Source organism: Marinicauda sp. Alg238-R41, assembly GCF_947331485.1.
Lineage (GTDB): Bacteria > Pseudomonadota > Alphaproteobacteria > Caulobacterales > Maricaulaceae > Marinicauda > Marinicauda pacifica.
Genome location: NZ_CAMZOJ010000001.1, coordinates 1135980 through 1150990 on the forward strand (window position 1 = coordinate 1135980; position 15011 = coordinate 1150990).

Consider the following 15011-nt stretch of genomic DNA (forward strand, 5'->3'; position numbering starts at 1 on the left):
TCACCCCATGAACAGCGTTGCCGGGTTTTCCAGAAGCGCCTTCATCTTCTGGACCAGCTGCGCGGCTTCGTAGCCGTCCACGATGCGGTGATCGAAGCTGGAAGAGAGATTCATGATCTTGCGCGGGACGAGACGGCCGGCCTCGTCGTAACGCGGCAGGGTCTGCATCTTGTTCACGCCTATGATCGCGGTCTCCGGCAGGTTGATGACCGGGGTGGTCACGATGCCGCCGAGGGCGCCGAGCGAGGTGATGGTGATGGTCGAGCCGGACAGCTCGTCCTTGCTTGCCTTGCCAGACTTGGCGGCATTGCCCAGACGCTTGACCTCGGCGGCGGTGTCCCAGATGTCGAGCGTTTCGGCGTGCTTGATGACGGGCACCATCAGCCCGTTGGGCGTCGCTGCGGCAATGCCGCAATGGACCGCGTCATACTGGGTCAGCACCGAGTTGTCGGTGTCGAAATGGGCATTGGCCTGGGGAAACTCGGGCAGGGCCTTGACCAACGCCTGGACCAGGAAGGGCATGATGGTCAGCTTGGTCTGGTCGTCGCGCTTGCTCGCGTTGAGATGGGCGCGCAGGTCTTCCAGCGCCGTCAGGTCGATCTCGTCGACATAGGTGATGTGCGGAATGGTCCGCTTGGATTTGGCCGTGTTCTCCGCGATCTTGCGGCGCAGGCCGATCACCTTGATCTCCTCGGTTCCGGTGCGCGGGGCTTTCGACGCCCCGGCGCTGCCGCCCGCCTTGGAGGCGAGGCGTCCGCCCGCGGCGATGAAATCGTCCAGATCCTCGTGCGTGACGCGGCCCGCCGGGCCGGTGCCGGGGATGGCGGCCAGGTCGATATCAGCTTCCAGCGCGCGCTTGCGAACCGCCGGGCTGGCCAGCGGCTTCTCGCCGTCGGCGCGTACAGCCGGGGTCGTGGGCGCGGCGGCGGGCTTCGGCGCAGGCTCGCTCTTGGGCTCGCTTCTGGGTTCAGGCGCCTCGCGCTTCGCGCTGTCCTTCTTTTCTGTCTCGTCCGGAGTGTCGACCTCGGCATCCTTGGCTTCGGGCTCGGCCTGGTCCTCCACGTCGTCGGGGACCTCGCCCTCCACATCGATGATCAGGATTTCGGTCCCGACCGGGATGACTTCGCCGGGCTCGCCGACGATCTTCTTCACCTTGCCGTTGACCGCGCAGGGGATTTCGACCGTCGCCTTGTCGGTCATCACGTCCAGGATGTGCTGGTCCTCGGTGACCGTGTCGCCTTCCTTGATGTGCCATTCGACGATTTCCGCCTCGACGACACCTTCGCCGACATCGGGAAGTTTGTATTTGTACTGGCTCATGGTCAGACGGCCTTCGTGACGGCTTCCATCGCGCGGATGAAGCGCGACTGGATCGGGAAATAAGCCCATTCATGGGCATGCGGGTAGGGCGTGTCCCAGCCCGTAAGGCGCAGAACAGGCGCTTCGAGCGCGTAGAAGCATTCTTCCTGGATCTGCGCGGCCAGCTCGGCTCCGAAGCCGGAGGTGCGCGGGGCTTCGTGCGCGACGATCGCGCGGCCGGTCTTGTTCACCGAAGCGGCGATGGTGTCGATATCGTAGGGCGAGAGCGATTTGAGGTCGATGATCTCCGCGTCGATGCCCGATTTTTCCGCCGCGTGCTCGGCCACATGGACCAGCGTGCCGTAGGTGACGATCGTGCAGGCCGAGCCTTCGCGCGTGACTTCGGCCTTGCCGAGCTCGACGCGGTAATGGCCTTCGGGCACTTCGCCCTTGGGATGCTTGGCCCAGCTTTTCAGCGGCGCGTCGGGCACCCCGTCGAACGGGCCGTTATAGATGCGTTTCGGTTCGAAGAAGATGACCGGGTCATTGCCCTCGGCCGCTGCGATCAGCATGCCCTTGGCGTCGTACGGGTTGGACGGGATGGCGACTTTCACACCGGGAATGTGGGTGAAGAAGGCTTCCGGGCTCATCGAATGGGTCTGGCCGCCGCGAATGCCGCCGCCCCACGGGCTGCGCAGCACGCACCCGGACGTGAACTGGCCGGCCGAGCGGTAGCGGATACGGCTCATCTCCGAGACGATCTGGTCGAAGGCGGGGAAGATGTAGTCGGAGAACTGGATCTCGGCGACGGGCCTGAGACCCTTGGCGGCCATGCCGATGGCCATGGCTGCAATCGCGGCCTCGTTGATCGGCGTATCGAAGACCCGGTGCGCGCCGTGCTTGGCCTGCAGCTTGTCCGTCGCGTTGAACACGCCGCCGAAATAGCCGCTATCCTCGCCGAACATCACGACGTCGGGGTTCTGGGTCAGAAGGATGTCCATGGCCGAATTGAGGGCCTGGATCATGTTCATCGCGGGCATGGCGCTAGATCCCCAGCTCTTGACGCTGACGGCGCAGGCGCCAGTCGGGTGTTTCCGTGACGTCTTCGAAGATGGATTCGGTCGGGGCGAGCGGACCGTCATGCAGCGTGCCGTAGCTTTCCGCGTCCTTGTAGGATTTGACGACCAGCTTGGTCATTTCCTCTTCCAGCTTCTCGTGCCGGTCCTCGTCCCATTCGCCGATCCCGATCAGATGCTGCTTCAGACGTTCGATCGGGTCGCCGAGCGGCCAGGCCGTCTCTTCGTTCTTGGGCCGGTACTTGGACGGATCGTCAGACGTGGAGTGCGCGGCGGCGCGGTAGGTGAACAGCTCGATCAGCGTCGCGCCCTTGCCGGCGGTCGCGCGTTCGCGTGCCCAGCGTGTCGCGGCGTAAACCGCCAGGAAGTCGTTACCGTCCACACGCAGCGAGGCCAGGCCATAGCCCAGACCCTTGGCGGCGAAGGTCGGCGCGTCGCCCTTTGCGATGCCCTGATAGGTAGAGATCGCCCACTGATTGTTGACGACATTCAGGATTACCGGGGCGCGATAGGTGGAGGCCAGGGTCAGGGCGGAGTGGAAATCGCCCTCTGCCGTGGTGCCGTCGCCGATCCAGCTGGCCGCAACCTGGTCCTCGCCCTTGTAGGCGCAGGCCATCGCATAGCCGACCGCCTGGGGAAACTGCGTGCCCAGATTGCCGGAGATGGTGAAGAAATTGCCCTCCGCCCACGTGTAGTGGACGGGCAGCTGGCGGCCCTTGAGATTGTCGCGGCTGTTGGAGATGCAGTGGCACATCATGTCGACGATGTTGCGCCCGCGCGCGAAGAGGATGCCCTGCTGGCGGTAGCTGGGAAACACCATGTCCGATTTGTCGAGCGCCATGGCGGCCGCGACGGCGACGGCCTCCTCGCCGGTCGACTTCATGTAGAAGCTCATCTTGCCCTGGCGCTGGAGTTTCAGCATGCGCTCGTCATAGATGCGCGTGAGCACCATGTGCGACAGACCTTCGCGCAGAAGGTCCGCTTTCAGCTTCGGGTCCCACTCGCCGACCGCCTGGTGATTATGGTCCAGCACGCCGACCAGCCCGGTGGCGAGACTTGCGGTTTCGCCGGCATCGATTCCCGGGTCCGGACGCGGGGCATCGCCGGCTTTCTGCAGGTCCAGATTGGAAAAGTCGGGCGTCTCCCCGGGCCGGAAAGGCGCGGTGGGAACGTGGAAGCGCGCGTTTGTATTCGACATCGCGGCAGGTCCGTCCTGTTCTTCGCAGCGCCCTCGGCGGAGGGCTCGAAACGTGCGGTGCGGGAGGTAACCGGACCGCAGGGCGATGTCTAGGCTTGCTGCGCGTGCGAACAAGGTTTCACCCAGCGTGTAAAGTCCCGCAGCCGCCGGGTTTTGTGGCCTGGAGGTTACAAGAATTAAAGTTGTAGGCCTGTGACCTGCGTGCCAGCGTCCGATCTCAATTCGTACCGGCGCTGGGCCGGAGGCGGGGACGCAGGGGACGCCATCCATGACCGGGACGAGACACAGCACACGCGCAGCCGCGATTGCGGGCCTGATCGCACTCATAGCCATCGGCGGGTGCTCAAGAACGGACCCGGACGGGCTCGCCTTTCTGGAACGAGCCGGCGATTACGAGAGTGAGGCAGTCGTCTCCGCGGTCGGTGACCGGGACGAGATGCGGGTGGATGCCATGATCATCGCGCGCGACGGTCAGCTTCTCTATCGCGAGGGCCAGATCGCCGCGAAGATCAATACCCATTCGGTACGCAAGAGCCTCATCGCGATCCTTTACGGGATTGCTGTGGAGCGCGGCTTGATCTCGCTTGATCAGACGCTTGAGGAGATCGGCTTTGACGATACCGGATCGCCGCTGACCGAGATCGAGCGACAGGCCACGATCCGTGACCTGATGACGGCCCGCTCGGGCATCTATATCGAAGCGTCCGGTCAGAACTGGGACCGCCCGGAGCGCTATTCCGCGCAGCCGGGCGAGGAGTTTTTCTATAATAACTGGGGCTTCAATGCCCTGGGTGAAATCCTCGAACAGCAAACCGGGCAGCCGCTTGGCGCGCTGATCGACGAGTGGCTCGGCACCCCCCTGGATTTGCAGCATTTCTCACCGGCCGATGTCGATTACGACAGCGTCGAAGGATCGAGCATGCGTCAGTACGTGATCTATATGAGCGCTGACGATCTGATGCGTATTGGCCTGCTGGTCGCCAATGGTGGTGAGTTCCAGGGAGAGCGCATCGTATCGCAAGACTGGATCACAGAAATGACGGCGATGCACTCCAGCGCAGAGACCGACCCGCCCGAGATGTTCAATAACGGCTTCTTCGACGGCTACGGATATCTGTGGTGGGGGAAGCAGCAGGCAGGCTCGATGCTGATCGCCGCTGATGGCTGGGGCGGCCAGATTCTCGTCATCGATCCCCAGCGCGACATCGTCATCGTCTCGCGTCGAAATACCGGCACTCATCTGCTGGCGCAGGGCTGGTTCCTGTGGCGCGGCAGTGAAAGCAACCGGCCGGAGGTTTACGCGGTCCTGGACCGCCTGCCGGCCCCGCCGGTGACCGCCGCGATCGACTGACATTCGGATGCAGACCGGCTCATCTCGTTCACGTTCTGGAAGTGTCCGACTGGCTAGGACGCGTTTCCAGACTATATCCCCCGGAGACACCTGCGTGTCGCGTTCCATCCTCATCAACACGGTCATCGAAAATCCTGACATCGAGTCCGGTAACCGGATTTGGTATGTCGCCGTTGCCGGCCAGGCGACGCTCGACAGTGCGATGGAGACTCTCCATGAGCTCGATCGCCGGCTGGAGCGCGACCATATCTGGGGTGTGATCATCGATTTCCGCAGGCTCGACACCTTCCCCAACCCGGACGACTGGACCCGGTTCGCTATCCGGGTGAGGTTGAAGCTGCCGGCCGGGCTGCGAAGCGCACTCATCAGGGGAGACCACCCGCGCGCGCTGCTGGCAAAGATTGCGAAGGCGGGCCATCAGGCCGGTGCGAGCGTGAAAGTCGTGGATTTCTGGCGGGAGGCTGCGGCGCATTGCGGCCTGGCTCCCGACGTGGCCGATCCGCTAGAGGATTATGAGCCATTGCTGGTCGACTAGATGTGTAATTTTAAGGACTTGGCGGCCCGCGGTTAACCCTTTCCAAAGCCGGCCCGAGCAGGTTTGCCCGCCTGTACCAGTCCTGCGAAAGCCACTAGCCCATGCCCGATAACGTTGCGCGAAGCTTCATCCTCAAGGACCGGATCCGCGTCTGGTATGTCGCAGTCCAGGGCCATCAGGACATGGAAGGGGCGATGGATCGCCTGCAGGATTTCAAGCGCTTCGTGGCGACGGACGGTATCTGGGGGGTGATACTGGACATGCGTCTGCTCGACAGCTTCCCCGATCCGGCCAATTGGAGCCTGTTTGCGCAGGGCGTGCGCCTCACCCTGCCGGCAGGGCTTCGCTGGGCCTGCATCCGGGGCGCGCACCCCGCCGGACCTGTGGATGTGATGGTTCAGGCCGGGCGGGACGCCGGCGCGAGGGTGCAAGTCTTTGACAGCTGGGTAGAAGCCGTCGATTTCGTGGGACTTAGCCAGCTGCACCCAGATCCACTGGATGACTCGGTCCTGCTGCTGGACTGATCCCGGTCCTCTCAGGCGAAGCTGTAGGGCCCGCCGCGTTCCAGAGCCCGCTTGTACGCGTCGCGCGCATGGATGCGTTCCAGAAAGGCGCGGATATTCGGCGTCTTGCTCACGTCAGCGCGCTGATTGGCAGCCTCGAGGGGAAAGCTCATCATGATATCGGCCAGCGTCATGTCTTCGCCGGCGAACCAGCCCGTCTTGGCCAGTTCCTGCTCCCAGAAGCGCACATGCTCACCGATGCGCGGATCGATGAAGCTGTCCTGAGCCTTGCCGGACACCGACTTGACCAGCGGGCGCATCAGCAGCGGCGCGTTGACCGGCAGGCGGGAGAAGACGAGCTTCATCACCAGCAAGGGCATCGCCGAACCCTCGGCATAGTGTAGCCAGTAGGTGACCGCGCGCCGGTCCGCACTGCCCCGTTCGGGCACGAGACTGCCGGGCTCGCAGGTGTCGGCGATATACTCGAAGATCGCGCCGGTCTCGGCCACGGTGACGTCGCCATCGGTGATAACCGGCGACTTGCCGAGCGGGTGCACGTCGTAGAGCGCCTTGGGGCCCAGCTTCGTCTTCGGATCGCGTTCGTAACGCTTGACCTCGTAGGGGACGCCCAGCTCTTCCAGCAGCCAGAGCACGCGCTGGGAACGGGAGTCTTCGAGGTGGTGAACGGTAATCATGACGGAGCCTTCCTGGGCACGGACTATGCCAGCCGCAAGCTAGGCTGACCTCGGGCAAAAACAAACCCCCGGCCGGAAGGGCCGGGGGTTTGTGCCTCGCGCGTGGCAAGGACGGTCTTCTGCAGAGAAGCCGGCGCTTTCCTACGACATGCGTTCGACCGCGACCGCAGTCGCTTCGCCGCCGCCAATGCACAGCGAGGCCACGCCGCGCTTGAGGTCGTGGTTTTCCAGCGCCGCCAGCAGGGTCACCAGGATGCGCGCGCCCGAGGCGCCGATCGGGTGGCCGAGCGCGCATGCCCCGCCATTGATGTTGATGTTCTCGTGGCTGAGGCCGAGTTCCTTGATCGCGATCATCGGAACGACGGCAAAGGCCTCGTTGATTTCCCACAGATCGACATCGCCGATCGACCAGCCTGCCTTCTCCATGACCTTGCGCATGGCCGGGACCGGAGCGGTGGTGAAATAGGCCGGCTCGTGAGCATGGCCTGCGGTCGAGACGATCTTGGCGATCGGCGCCAGACCGCGGCGTTCGGCTTCGGACAGGCGCATCATCACCAGCGCGGCTGCTCCGTCGGAGATGGCCGAGGCGTTGGCTGCGGTCACGGTGCCGTCCGGGGAGAAAGCCGGGCGCAGGCTGGGAATCTTGTCCGGCTTGGCGCGGCGCGGCAGCTCGTCGGTATCGACCGTGACGTCGCCCTTCTTGCTGGCATGGGTGAGCGCCGTGATCTCGCGCTTGAACGCGCCGCTCTCACCGGCTTTCTGGGCGCGTTTGAGCGTTTCAATCGCGTAGGCATCCTGGTCTTCGCGCGTGAACTGGTTTTCCTGCGCGATCATGTCGGCATAGACGCCCATCGCCTTCTTCTCGTAGGCGTCTTCCAGACCATCCTGCGCCATGTGGTCCTTGATGACATCGTGGCCATACTTGAACCCCGAACGGTGGTTCGGAAGCAGGTGCGGCGCGTTGGTCATGGACTCCATGCCGCCGGCGACCAGCACGTTGGCATCGCCGGCCCGGATGGCCGCGCGGCCCATGATGGCGGCCTGCATGCCGGACCCGCACATCTTGTTCAGCGTGGTGGCTTCGACCGATTTGGGCAGGCCGGCCTTGATCGCCGACTGGCGGGCCGGGGCCTGGCCCTGACCGGCGCCGAGCACGTTGCCCATATAGATCATGTCGACATCGTCACCGGCGACGCCGGCTTCGGCCAGGGCTGCCTTGACCGCCTCGGCACCCAGCTCGTTCGCTGAAAAGGGCGACAGCTCGCCCAGGAGCGCGCCCATTGGCGTGCGGGCCATGCCGACGATAACAATCGGGTCTTCAGTGCTCATTTCGATACTCCTCACGGGGACGAGGCGTCATTGCACGCCTCGGGGCAATTTCGGGCGCCACATGAGACTTTTCTACCGCGCTGCGTCAAGAGCGCTGGCAGGCAAGTCCCGGCGGCGGCGCAAAGACTAGCGCGTGGCGCGAATCCAGCCGCCGCCGAGCACGCGTTCGTGATCGCCGTCGGAATAGAAGACGCAGGCCTGACCGGGGGCAACGCCCTGTTCGCCATCGGCGAGCAGGACGAAAACGCCGTCATCGCCGACTTCGAGCGTGGCCGGGCTGGGCGGCCGGGTCGAACGCACTTTCACGCCGATCGCCAGACCGTCCGCGTCTGCCAGCTCGCCCTCGCCAAGCCAGTTGACTTCCGACAGGGCGATACGCGTCACGTCCAGCGCCTCGCGCGGGCCGACAATGACCTGAGCGGCATCGGCATCGAGGCGGATGACGTAAAGCGGCTCGCCCGTCGCGACACCCAGCCCGCGGCGCTGGCCAACCGTGTAATGGATGACGCCCTCGTGCTCGCCGAGCACGCGCCCGTCGGCATGAACGATCTCGCCCGGCCGGGCCGCTTCGGGACGCAGCTTCTTGACCACGGAGGCGTAGTCGCCGTCCGGCACGAAGCAGATATCCTGGCTGTCAGGCTTGTGAGCGACGATCAGACCGAAGGCCTCGGCCAGCTCGCGCGTCTGGTCCTTGCTCAGATGGCCGAGCGGGAAGCGCAGGAAGTCCAGCTGCTCGTGCGTGGTCGCGAACAGGAAATAGGACTGATCCTTGCCCGGGTCGGCGGCACGCTTCAGGCCGGCGCGGTTGCCGCTCATGTCACGGCGGATGTAGTGACCGGTGGCCAGCGCATCCGCGCCGAGCTGGCGGGCAGTCTCGAGCAGGTCCGCAAACTTGACCGTCTGGTTGCAGCGCACGCACGGGATCGGCGTCGCCCCGGCCAGATAGGTGTCGGCGAAGTCTTCCATCACCGCCTGCTTGAAGCGGGACTCATAGTCGAGGACGTAGTGGGCAAACCCCATCGCGTCGGCCACGCGCCGCGCATCGTGAATGTCCTGCCCGGCACAGCATGCGCCTTTGCGGTGGATCGCCTCGCCATGATCGTAGAGCTGCAGCGTCATGCCCACGACATCATAGCCGGCCCGGTGCAGCACGGCGCCCACGACAGAGGAGTCCACGCCGCCGGACATGGCGGCCACCACGCGGTGGTTCGCCGGATCGCCGCCAAGCTGGAGAAAGTCGCCGACAAGGCCGTACTCGGCCATCAGTGCATCCACGCGGTCCGCATCGAGTGCGGGCGGGGCGGAAGCAGCAGGCGCGGATAGCGGTGCGCCGGCACGCCCGGATGCGTCCGGGGTGCGGTTGATCAGGGTCGTCATGTCTTGCCTCCCGGCGGGTCAAGGCCGCCAGCAAACGAAAAAGATGGCCGGGATATAAGGCAGAATGCCCTTGGGTGGAAGGGGAGGGCCGCGACGAGCTGAAACCGGCTGCGCAACGTTATTCCATAGCTTTCCAGCTGCCCCGCAGCACGCTAACGCTCCCTCCCATGGCTCACGATCACGACCACAGCGGTCATCACCACCACGTCCACACCCATGCGGGCAATGAGCGGCGCACGCTTCTGGCGGCGGCGATCACGGGCCTGTTCATGGTCGCCGAAGTCGTCGGGGGCATTCTGACCGGCTCGCTGGCGCTGCTTGCCGACGCGGCGCACATGTTCACCGATTTCGCGGCGCTGTCGCTGGCCTGGTTCGCATTCCGGGTGTCGCGCCGCCCGGCCGATGCGCGGCGCACTTTCGGCTTCGACCGGGTCCAGGTGCTCGTGGCGTTCGCCAATGGCGTGACGCTGGGCGTGATCGTGGTGTGGATCGCGATCGAGGCGGTCGGCCGCCTGGCCAGTCCAGAAGACATCGAGGCCGGGCCGATGATGGTCATCGCCGCACTGGGCCTGGTGGTGAACATCATCGCATTTGCGATCCTCCACGGGGCGGACCGGGACAATCTGAACATTCGCGGGGCGGCCGCCCATGTGATGGGCGATATCCTCGGCTCGGTTGCTGCGTTGGTGGCTGCCGGGGTGATCTTGTGGACCGGCTTCCTGGCCATCGACACGATCCTGTCGCTGGCCATCTCGGCCCTGATCGCCATCTCGGTCTGGCGCCTCATGCGCGATGCGGGGCTGATCCTGCTGGAGGCCGCGCCGCCGGAAACCGACCGGGAGGCGATCCGGACCGATCTGATGGCTCATATCGACGGCGTGGAGGATGTCCACCACATCCATGTCTGGTCGATCACCCAGGAACGCCCGATGATCACGTTGCACGCCCGGCTGGCGAGCAGTGTCGGGGTGGACGCCACGGTCCAGGCGATCAAGTCCCGCCTCGAACGCGAGCACGGCCTGTCCCACGTGACGGTCGAGGCCGAATTCGGCACGTGCGCCGATCAGTAAATACAAGCGGCTGGCGTAATCTGCCCTTTTTTTGACTCCCGTTAAGCGGCTGGCAACCCATCCAGGCCTATACCTGCGCATGCCCGAACCGGGATGGGGCGGGTTTGCCAAGCGAAGTCAGACACGAAGAACAAGTGTCAAAGAAAAGGACAGGGTGTGATGAAGAAGTTTTCAAGCCTGATGGCGGCTGTCGTGACCGGTGCGAGCCTGATGGGCGGCACTGCATTTGCTCAGGCGGCCGAGCCGGAGCTGGTCGAAGTGGCCGCGCCGGAATATCCGCGTGGCGCCGAGCGCCGTGAACTCGAAGGCTATGTGACCGTGCGCTACAACGTCACCGAAACCGGTGAAGTGGCGAACGTCGAAGTCGTCGAGCAGACCCCGGAAGGGATTTTCGACCGCGCCGTGCTTCGTGCGCTCGAAGACTGGCGCTATGTGCCGGGCTCCGTGACGACGGGCGTGGAAAAACGCTTCGACTTCAACCTCGGCGGTTAAGTCGGACACTTCAAGAAAGGCGGCGTTAACCGACGCCGCCTTTTCTTGGGACCATCAGAATTAACCTTAGCGGGGCTTTAAGATGAAGATCTCCCTCCACTCGGTCCAGACACGGCTGCTCGCAGCGTTCGCGCTCGTGACCGTGACGACGCTCGCCGCCGCTGGCGCCGGGCTTTTTTCGTTCGCGGTAGCCCGAACGGCAATGACGGATCTGGTGGAAGAAGCCGCCCCGCTGGCTGAAGCGACCAAGTCTCTGGAAGCCACGTCCGGTGCCATCACCGGCCAGCTGGCCGCCTTTGCCCGCTCGCGCGATCAGATCGAGGCCACCAGCGCCGAGGCCCAGCTCAACTCGCTGCTTGCAGATGCGAGTGCTGCGGTGGACCGGATGGAAGCCGCCGGACTGAACCCGGGCGACCTGGCCGAAATTCAAACGACGCTGGACGATCTGGCTGCGCGCGTGACCGATGCGACGGGGCCTGTCGCTCGCAAGCTTGAAGCGCGCGAGATGCGCGGCGAACAGACCAATGCCGCGCTCCGCGAGCGTCAGCAGGCTGCCACCGGCCTTGAGACCGAACTCGATACCGCGGCCGATCCCGACGAGGTGGAATCGCTCCTGCGCGCCATCATGGGCCTGAACCTGATCGCCACCGAATATGCCGAGCTGGATGCGGTGACAGAGGCCGAAGCTGTCGACGCTCTAGAAAACCGTTATCTCGACGCCGCCGACGAATTGTTTGTGAACCTGGCAATTCTGGGCGGCTCGGTGAGCGACGAAGTCCGAGTGACCGTCAATTCCTTTCTGGAACGCGGCGAGGGCGAGACCGGCCTGTTCGATCTGGCGCGTCGCGAGCTCACGGCTTCGGAAAACGCCGACTTCGCCGTTGAAGAGGCCCGGATGGCCGGGGCCATGATGAGCCAGGTCGTCGCCAGCGTGGCCGACGTCGCCCAGACGCGCACAGACCAGGCGATGGCCTCGGGCAATAGCGCGATCGCGTTCGGCACCGTTCTGATCGCAATCATTGCTGTCGTGGCCGTCGCGCTGTCGACCGCCATCGCCTACTTCTACGTCAACAACAATCTTCTCAAGCGCCTGACCGGTATCTCGCGCGCCATGTCGGCGCTCGCCGACGGCGATACGAGCCGCGAGGTCGATGATAGCGGCCGGGACGAGATCGCCGGCATGGCGCGCTCGGTCGAGGTCTTCCGCGAAAATGCGATCGAACGCCAGCGTCTGGAAAGCGAGACGGCCGCCGAGCGCCAGGCCCGCGAAGCGCGCGCCAAGTCGATCGAGGAACTGGTCAAGGGCTTTGACGATGCCTCTTCGCGTGCGCTCAACGCCGTGTCCGAGGCTGCCAACGAAATGGAAATGGCCGCCAACGCGCTGACCGAGAGTTCGCACGGGGCCAGCCAGAAGACCGCCGACGCCAACGAGGCGGGCAGCACGGCTGCTCAGAACGTGGATACCGTCGCGGCCGCGGCCGAGGAAATGACATCCTCGATCTCCGAAATCGCCCAGCAGATCTCCCGCTCCAGCGATATCGCCCAGCAGGCCGCCTCGCGCGTCGGGGAAGCCAATCACGATGTGCGCACGCTGTCCGACGCGGCTCACAAGATCGATGGCGTGGTCAAGCTGATCAACGATATCGCCGAGCAGACCAATCTTCTGGCCCTGAACGCCACGATCGAGGCGGCCCGGGCCGGCGAGGCGGGCAAGGGTTTTGCGGTCGTCGCCAGCGAGGTGAAGACGCTCGCCAGCCAGACGGCCAGCGCGACCGGCTCGATCTCCGAACAGATCACCGGCATCCAGGACGCGACCCAGAAAGCCGTCGATGCGATCGCCAATATCGGCGAGGTGATCAGCGAGATGAACGAGATCTCCACCGCCATTGCCGCAGCCATGGAAGAGCAGCGCGCTGCGGCCAGCGAGATTACCCGTTCGGCCCAGGAAGCGGCCGGCGGCACGCGCCGCGTGGCCGAATCCATCCAGGGCGTGGATGCGACCGTCTCCGAGACCGGCCAGTGCGCCGCTCAGGTCAACCAGGCCGCCTCTAGCCTGAATACTGAAGCCGAAGACCTGCGCGGCGCGGTGGCCCGCTTCCTCGACGGTGTGCGTGCCGCCTGACGGCGACGCAACGGTGCTGAATGGGAAGAAGGGCGGTCCGTCGCGGGCCGCCCTTTTCTTTTGGGCAGGGCTTCGTGTCCCGCGTTGAGAGCCGCGCTGCAACCGGGGCGGTAATCGCGCCCTGTCAGGCTTGCGCCCCGCGCCGGCTTTACGTATATGCGACCGCCTGACGGGGGTCTCGAACGACCCCGCGCTCCAGTGGCGGAGTAGCTCAGTTGGTTAGAGCAGCGGAATCATAATCCGCGTGTCGGGGGTTCAAGTCCCTCCTCCGCTACCATTCCTTCCTTTCAGACGATCACGGCCCGACTGCGTTGCAGCCAGGTGCGCGTGCTTGCCCGGATCTGTGTCCCTGTAACCGCTTCGGTCTCGTGAAAGACCGGGAACAGGCGCAAGAGGGTCAGGGGAACCCCGGCGCAGGTCGAAGGGTTGGGCGCACGAAGGCAATGGCGGGAGGTGACATGCTTCGATATCTCGATGCAGGCGGGCGGGCCTTGATGCGCCCGGATGAGCCGGGCGCGATCCCGGACAGCGCGGTCTGGGTCGATCTGCTCGATCCCGATAGCGAGGAACTGGCCACTGCGGCCGGATTCGTCGGGGTCGGTCTGCCGACACGGGCCGACATGGAGGAGATCGAAGCCAGTTCCCGGACCTATCGCGAAGGCGATGCGCGCATCATGACCGCGACCCTGGTCAGTGTGGCGGGGCGGGACATGCCGCAGGACGGCCCGGTCAGCTTTGTGCTGAACGCGAACCGGCTGGTCACCGTGCGCTACCATGAGCCACGTCCGTTCGACAGCTACCTGGCGAGACTCGGGCGGCGCACCGACGAACCCTGCTCGGGCGCGGATGTGCTGACCGGTCTTCTTGAAACCATCATCGACCGGTCCGCGGATATTCTGGAAGAGGCGGGGGCGGGTCTGGAAACGATCTCGCAGGAATTGTTCACCAGCCGGGCTACCAAGAAGAGTGCCCAGGTCACGGAGGTCTACGACGATCTGCTGACGCGGACCGGGCTGATCGCCAACCGGGTCGGCAAGGTGCAGCAGAGTCTGCTGAGCCTGAACCGGGTTCTCGGATTTGCACGTCTTCAGGACGATGCCACGATCGAGAACGAACGCCTCGACATCGTGCGCGAGGACCTGAAATCACTGATCGAGCAGGAGAGTTATCTCAACAACAAGGTCGCATTTCTGCTCGACGCGACGCTGGGCTTCATTTCCAGCGCCCAGAACTCGATCATCAACCTGTTCTCGGTGATCGCCGTGATTTTCCTGCCGCCCACGCTCGTTGCCAGCATTTACGGCATGAATTTCGAGGTCATGCCCGAACTGGACTGGATGTTCGGCTATCCCTACGCGCTTGCCCTGATGGCCGTCGTCGCGATCGGGCCTTTCTTGTTCTTCAAGCGCATGAACTGGCTCTAGTTGTTCGTGACCGCAGAGGTCTCCGGCTTCGCAGGCACGGCGCGCAAATCATCGTACATGTCGGAAAGCGCCTGGCTTGCAAGGTCGGCCAGACGCAAAAGCGACAGGATCTCGCCGGCCTCAAAGCTACGGCCATAGCGCTCGAGAACGCAGATCGTGCCCATCACTTCTCCGGTGTCGGAAATGAGCGGTGCACCGGCGTAGGCCAGAAGGCCGGGCTGACCGGTCACGAAGGGACTGGACTGGAATCGCGGGTCGAGACGCGCGTTGGAAACCACCAACGGCTGAAGTTCGCGCAGGGCCTGATCGCAGAACGTGTCTTCTCGCCTGACGCGGGGAAGGTCGGTGCCGTGTCGGCCAACCAGGCGCAGGGTTTCGCCCTCGTCCAGACAGATCAGACCGATGGACGTGTGCAATGCGACCGCCGCGCTTCGCGCTAGGGCGTCCAGCGTATCGAGGCGGGCCGCTGCCGCGTGAGTGCCCGCCGACTCCAGCGTTTCAACCGGTCCCAGCCTGGCAATCCGTTCCAAATCCATTCGA

Annotated in this window: 14 protein-coding genes and 1 tRNA gene; 8 read left to right on the forward strand and 7 right to left on the reverse strand. The window is 64.5% G+C overall.

Translation table 11 applies throughout. From position 1 onward, the window contains the following. Genes PGP17_RS05275 through PGP17_RS05285 form a run of 3 tightly spaced genes read right to left on the reverse strand, consistent with a single transcriptional unit; the run spans position 1 to position 3573 of the window. Positions 1 to 1320, reverse strand: a complete 1320-nt coding sequence (locus PGP17_RS05275) for a dihydrolipoamide acetyltransferase family protein (RefSeq protein ID WP_270374511.1) — start codon at positions 1318 to 1320, stop codon at positions 1 to 3. Between the two features lie 2 nt (positions 1321 to 1322). Continuing rightward, positions 1323 to 2339, reverse strand: a complete 1017-nt coding sequence (locus PGP17_RS05280; RefSeq protein WP_270374512.1) for an alpha-ketoacid dehydrogenase subunit beta — start codon at positions 2337 to 2339, stop codon at positions 1323 to 1325. 4 nt (positions 2340 to 2343) lie between these two features. Then, positions 2344 to 3573: a thiamine pyrophosphate-dependent enzyme gene (locus PGP17_RS05285; RefSeq protein ID WP_135942931.1), complete on the reverse strand. Its 1230-nt coding sequence runs from the start codon at positions 3571 to 3573 to the stop codon at positions 2344 to 2346. A 268-nt stretch (positions 3574 to 3841) separates the two neighbouring features. Here PGP17_RS05285 and PGP17_RS05290 point away from each other — a divergent pair, with 268 nt between their 5' ends. The 3 genes from PGP17_RS05290 to PGP17_RS05300 all read left to right on the forward strand — a co-directional run bounded on the left by PGP17_RS05290 (position 3842) and on the right by PGP17_RS05300 (position 5983). Next, a complete protein-coding gene (locus PGP17_RS05290) occupies positions 3842 to 4924 on the forward strand; it encodes a serine hydrolase domain-containing protein (protein WP_270374513.1) in 1083 nt (360 codons plus the stop codon). Positions 4925 to 5018: 94 nt separating this feature from the next. Beyond that, positions 5019 to 5459: a hypothetical protein gene (locus PGP17_RS05295; RefSeq protein WP_270374514.1), complete on the forward strand. Its 441-nt coding sequence runs from the start codon at positions 5019 to 5021 to the stop codon at positions 5457 to 5459. A 101-nt stretch (positions 5460 to 5560) separates the two neighbouring features. Then, complete coding sequence (locus PGP17_RS05300; RefSeq protein WP_135942933.1) at positions 5561 to 5983, forward strand: hypothetical protein; 423 nt, start codon at positions 5561 to 5563, stop codon at positions 5981 to 5983. An 11-nt stretch (positions 5984 to 5994) separates the two neighbouring features. On the opposite strand, the gene PGP17_RS05305 is transcribed toward PGP17_RS05300, so the two are convergent. The 3 genes from PGP17_RS05305 to mnmA form a co-directional block, all read right to left on the reverse strand. Then, positions 5995 to 6657 (reverse strand): glutathione S-transferase family protein, encoded by a 663-nt coding sequence (locus tag PGP17_RS05305; protein WP_270374515.1) that lies wholly within the window; start codon positions 6655 to 6657, stop codon positions 5995 to 5997. 141 nt (positions 6658 to 6798) lie between these two features. Further along, positions 6799 to 7986 carry a thiolase family protein gene (locus tag PGP17_RS05310; protein WP_135942935.1) on the reverse strand — a complete coding sequence of 396 codons (1188 nt, stop codon included), beginning with the start codon at positions 7984 to 7986 and terminating at the stop codon, positions 6799 to 6801. A 126-nt stretch (positions 7987 to 8112) separates the two neighbouring features. Continuing rightward, on the reverse strand, positions 8113 to 9363 hold the full coding sequence (mnmA, locus tag PGP17_RS05315; RefSeq protein WP_270374516.1) for a tRNA 2-thiouridine(34) synthase MnmA: 1251 nt from the start codon (positions 9361 to 9363) through the stop codon (positions 8113 to 8115). A gap of 167 nt (positions 9364 to 9530) precedes the next feature. On the opposite strand from mnmA, the gene PGP17_RS05320 reads away from it, so the two are divergent. From PGP17_RS05320 to PGP17_RS05340, 5 genes are all read left to right on the forward strand, one after another. Beyond that, the gene (locus PGP17_RS05320) at positions 9531 to 10433 is read left to right on the forward strand and encodes a cation diffusion facilitator family transporter (protein ID WP_270374517.1); all 903 of its coding nucleotides are present in this window, start codon (positions 9531 to 9533) and stop codon (positions 10431 to 10433) included. Between the two features lie 159 nt (positions 10434 to 10592). After that, positions 10593 to 10925 carry an energy transducer TonB gene (locus PGP17_RS05325; RefSeq protein WP_135942938.1) on the forward strand — a complete coding sequence of 111 codons (333 nt, stop codon included), beginning with the start codon at positions 10593 to 10595 and terminating at the stop codon, positions 10923 to 10925. An 82-nt stretch (positions 10926 to 11007) separates the two neighbouring features. After that, a complete protein-coding gene (locus PGP17_RS05330) occupies positions 11008 to 13047 on the forward strand; it encodes a methyl-accepting chemotaxis protein (protein ID WP_270374518.1) in 2040 nt (679 codons plus the stop codon). A 200-nt stretch (positions 13048 to 13247) separates the two neighbouring features. Continuing rightward, positions 13248 to 13324 (forward strand) — tRNA-Met (locus PGP17_RS05335). A gap of 181 nt (positions 13325 to 13505) precedes the next feature. Next, the gene (locus tag PGP17_RS05340) at positions 13506 to 14471 is read left to right on the forward strand and encodes a magnesium transporter CorA family protein (RefSeq protein ID WP_270374519.1); all 966 of its coding nucleotides are present in this window, start codon (positions 13506 to 13508) and stop codon (positions 14469 to 14471) included. On the opposite strand, the gene PGP17_RS05345 is transcribed toward PGP17_RS05340, so the two are convergent. Beyond that, positions 14468 to 15007 carry a GAF domain-containing protein gene (locus tag PGP17_RS05345; RefSeq protein ID WP_270374520.1) on the reverse strand — a complete coding sequence of 180 codons (540 nt, stop codon included), beginning with the start codon at positions 15005 to 15007 and terminating at the stop codon, positions 14468 to 14470. The genes PGP17_RS05340 and PGP17_RS05345 overlap by 4 nt on opposite strands. Positions 15008 to 15011 lie beyond the last annotated feature (4 nt).

Coding starts and splice junctions, on each gene's coding strand:
- PGP17_RS05275 (WP_270374511.1), bottom strand. CDS start 1,320: ATGAGCCAGTACAAATACAAACTTCCCGATGTCGGCGAAGGTGTCGTC.
- PGP17_RS05280 (WP_270374512.1), bottom strand. CDS start 2,339: ATGCCCGCGATGAACATGATCCAGGCCCTCAATTCGGCCATGGACATC.
- PGP17_RS05285 (WP_135942931.1), bottom strand. CDS start 3,573: ATGTCGAATACAAACGCGCGCTTCCACGTTCCCACCGCGCCTTTCCGG.
- PGP17_RS05290 (WP_270374513.1), top strand. CDS start 3,842: ATGACCGGGACGAGACACAGCACACGCGCAGCCGCGATTGCGGGCCTG.
- PGP17_RS05300 (WP_135942933.1), top strand. CDS start 5,561: ATGCCCGATAACGTTGCGCGAAGCTTCATCCTCAAGGACCGGATCCGC.
- PGP17_RS05305 (WP_270374515.1), bottom strand. CDS start 6,657: ATGATTACCGTTCACCACCTCGAAGACTCCCGTTCCCAGCGCGTGCTC.
- PGP17_RS05310 (WP_135942935.1), bottom strand. CDS start 7,986: ATGAGCACTGAAGACCCGATTGTTATCGTCGGCATGGCCCGCACGCCA.
- mnmA (WP_270374516.1), bottom strand. CDS start 9,363: ATGACGACCCTGATCAACCGCACCCCGGACGCATCCGGGCGTGCCGGC.
- PGP17_RS05320 (WP_270374517.1), top strand. CDS start 9,531: ATGGCTCACGATCACGACCACAGCGGTCATCACCACCACGTCCACACC.
- PGP17_RS05325 (WP_135942938.1), top strand. CDS start 10,593: ATGAAGAAGTTTTCAAGCCTGATGGCGGCTGTCGTGACCGGTGCGAGC.
- PGP17_RS05330 (WP_270374518.1), top strand. CDS start 11,008: ATGAAGATCTCCCTCCACTCGGTCCAGACACGGCTGCTCGCAGCGTTC.
- PGP17_RS05340 (WP_270374519.1), top strand. CDS start 13,506: ATGCTTCGATATCTCGATGCAGGCGGGCGGGCCTTGATGCGCCCGGAT.
- PGP17_RS05345 (WP_270374520.1), bottom strand. CDS start 15,007: ATGGATTTGGAACGGATTGCCAGGCTGGGACCGGTTGAAACGCTGGAG.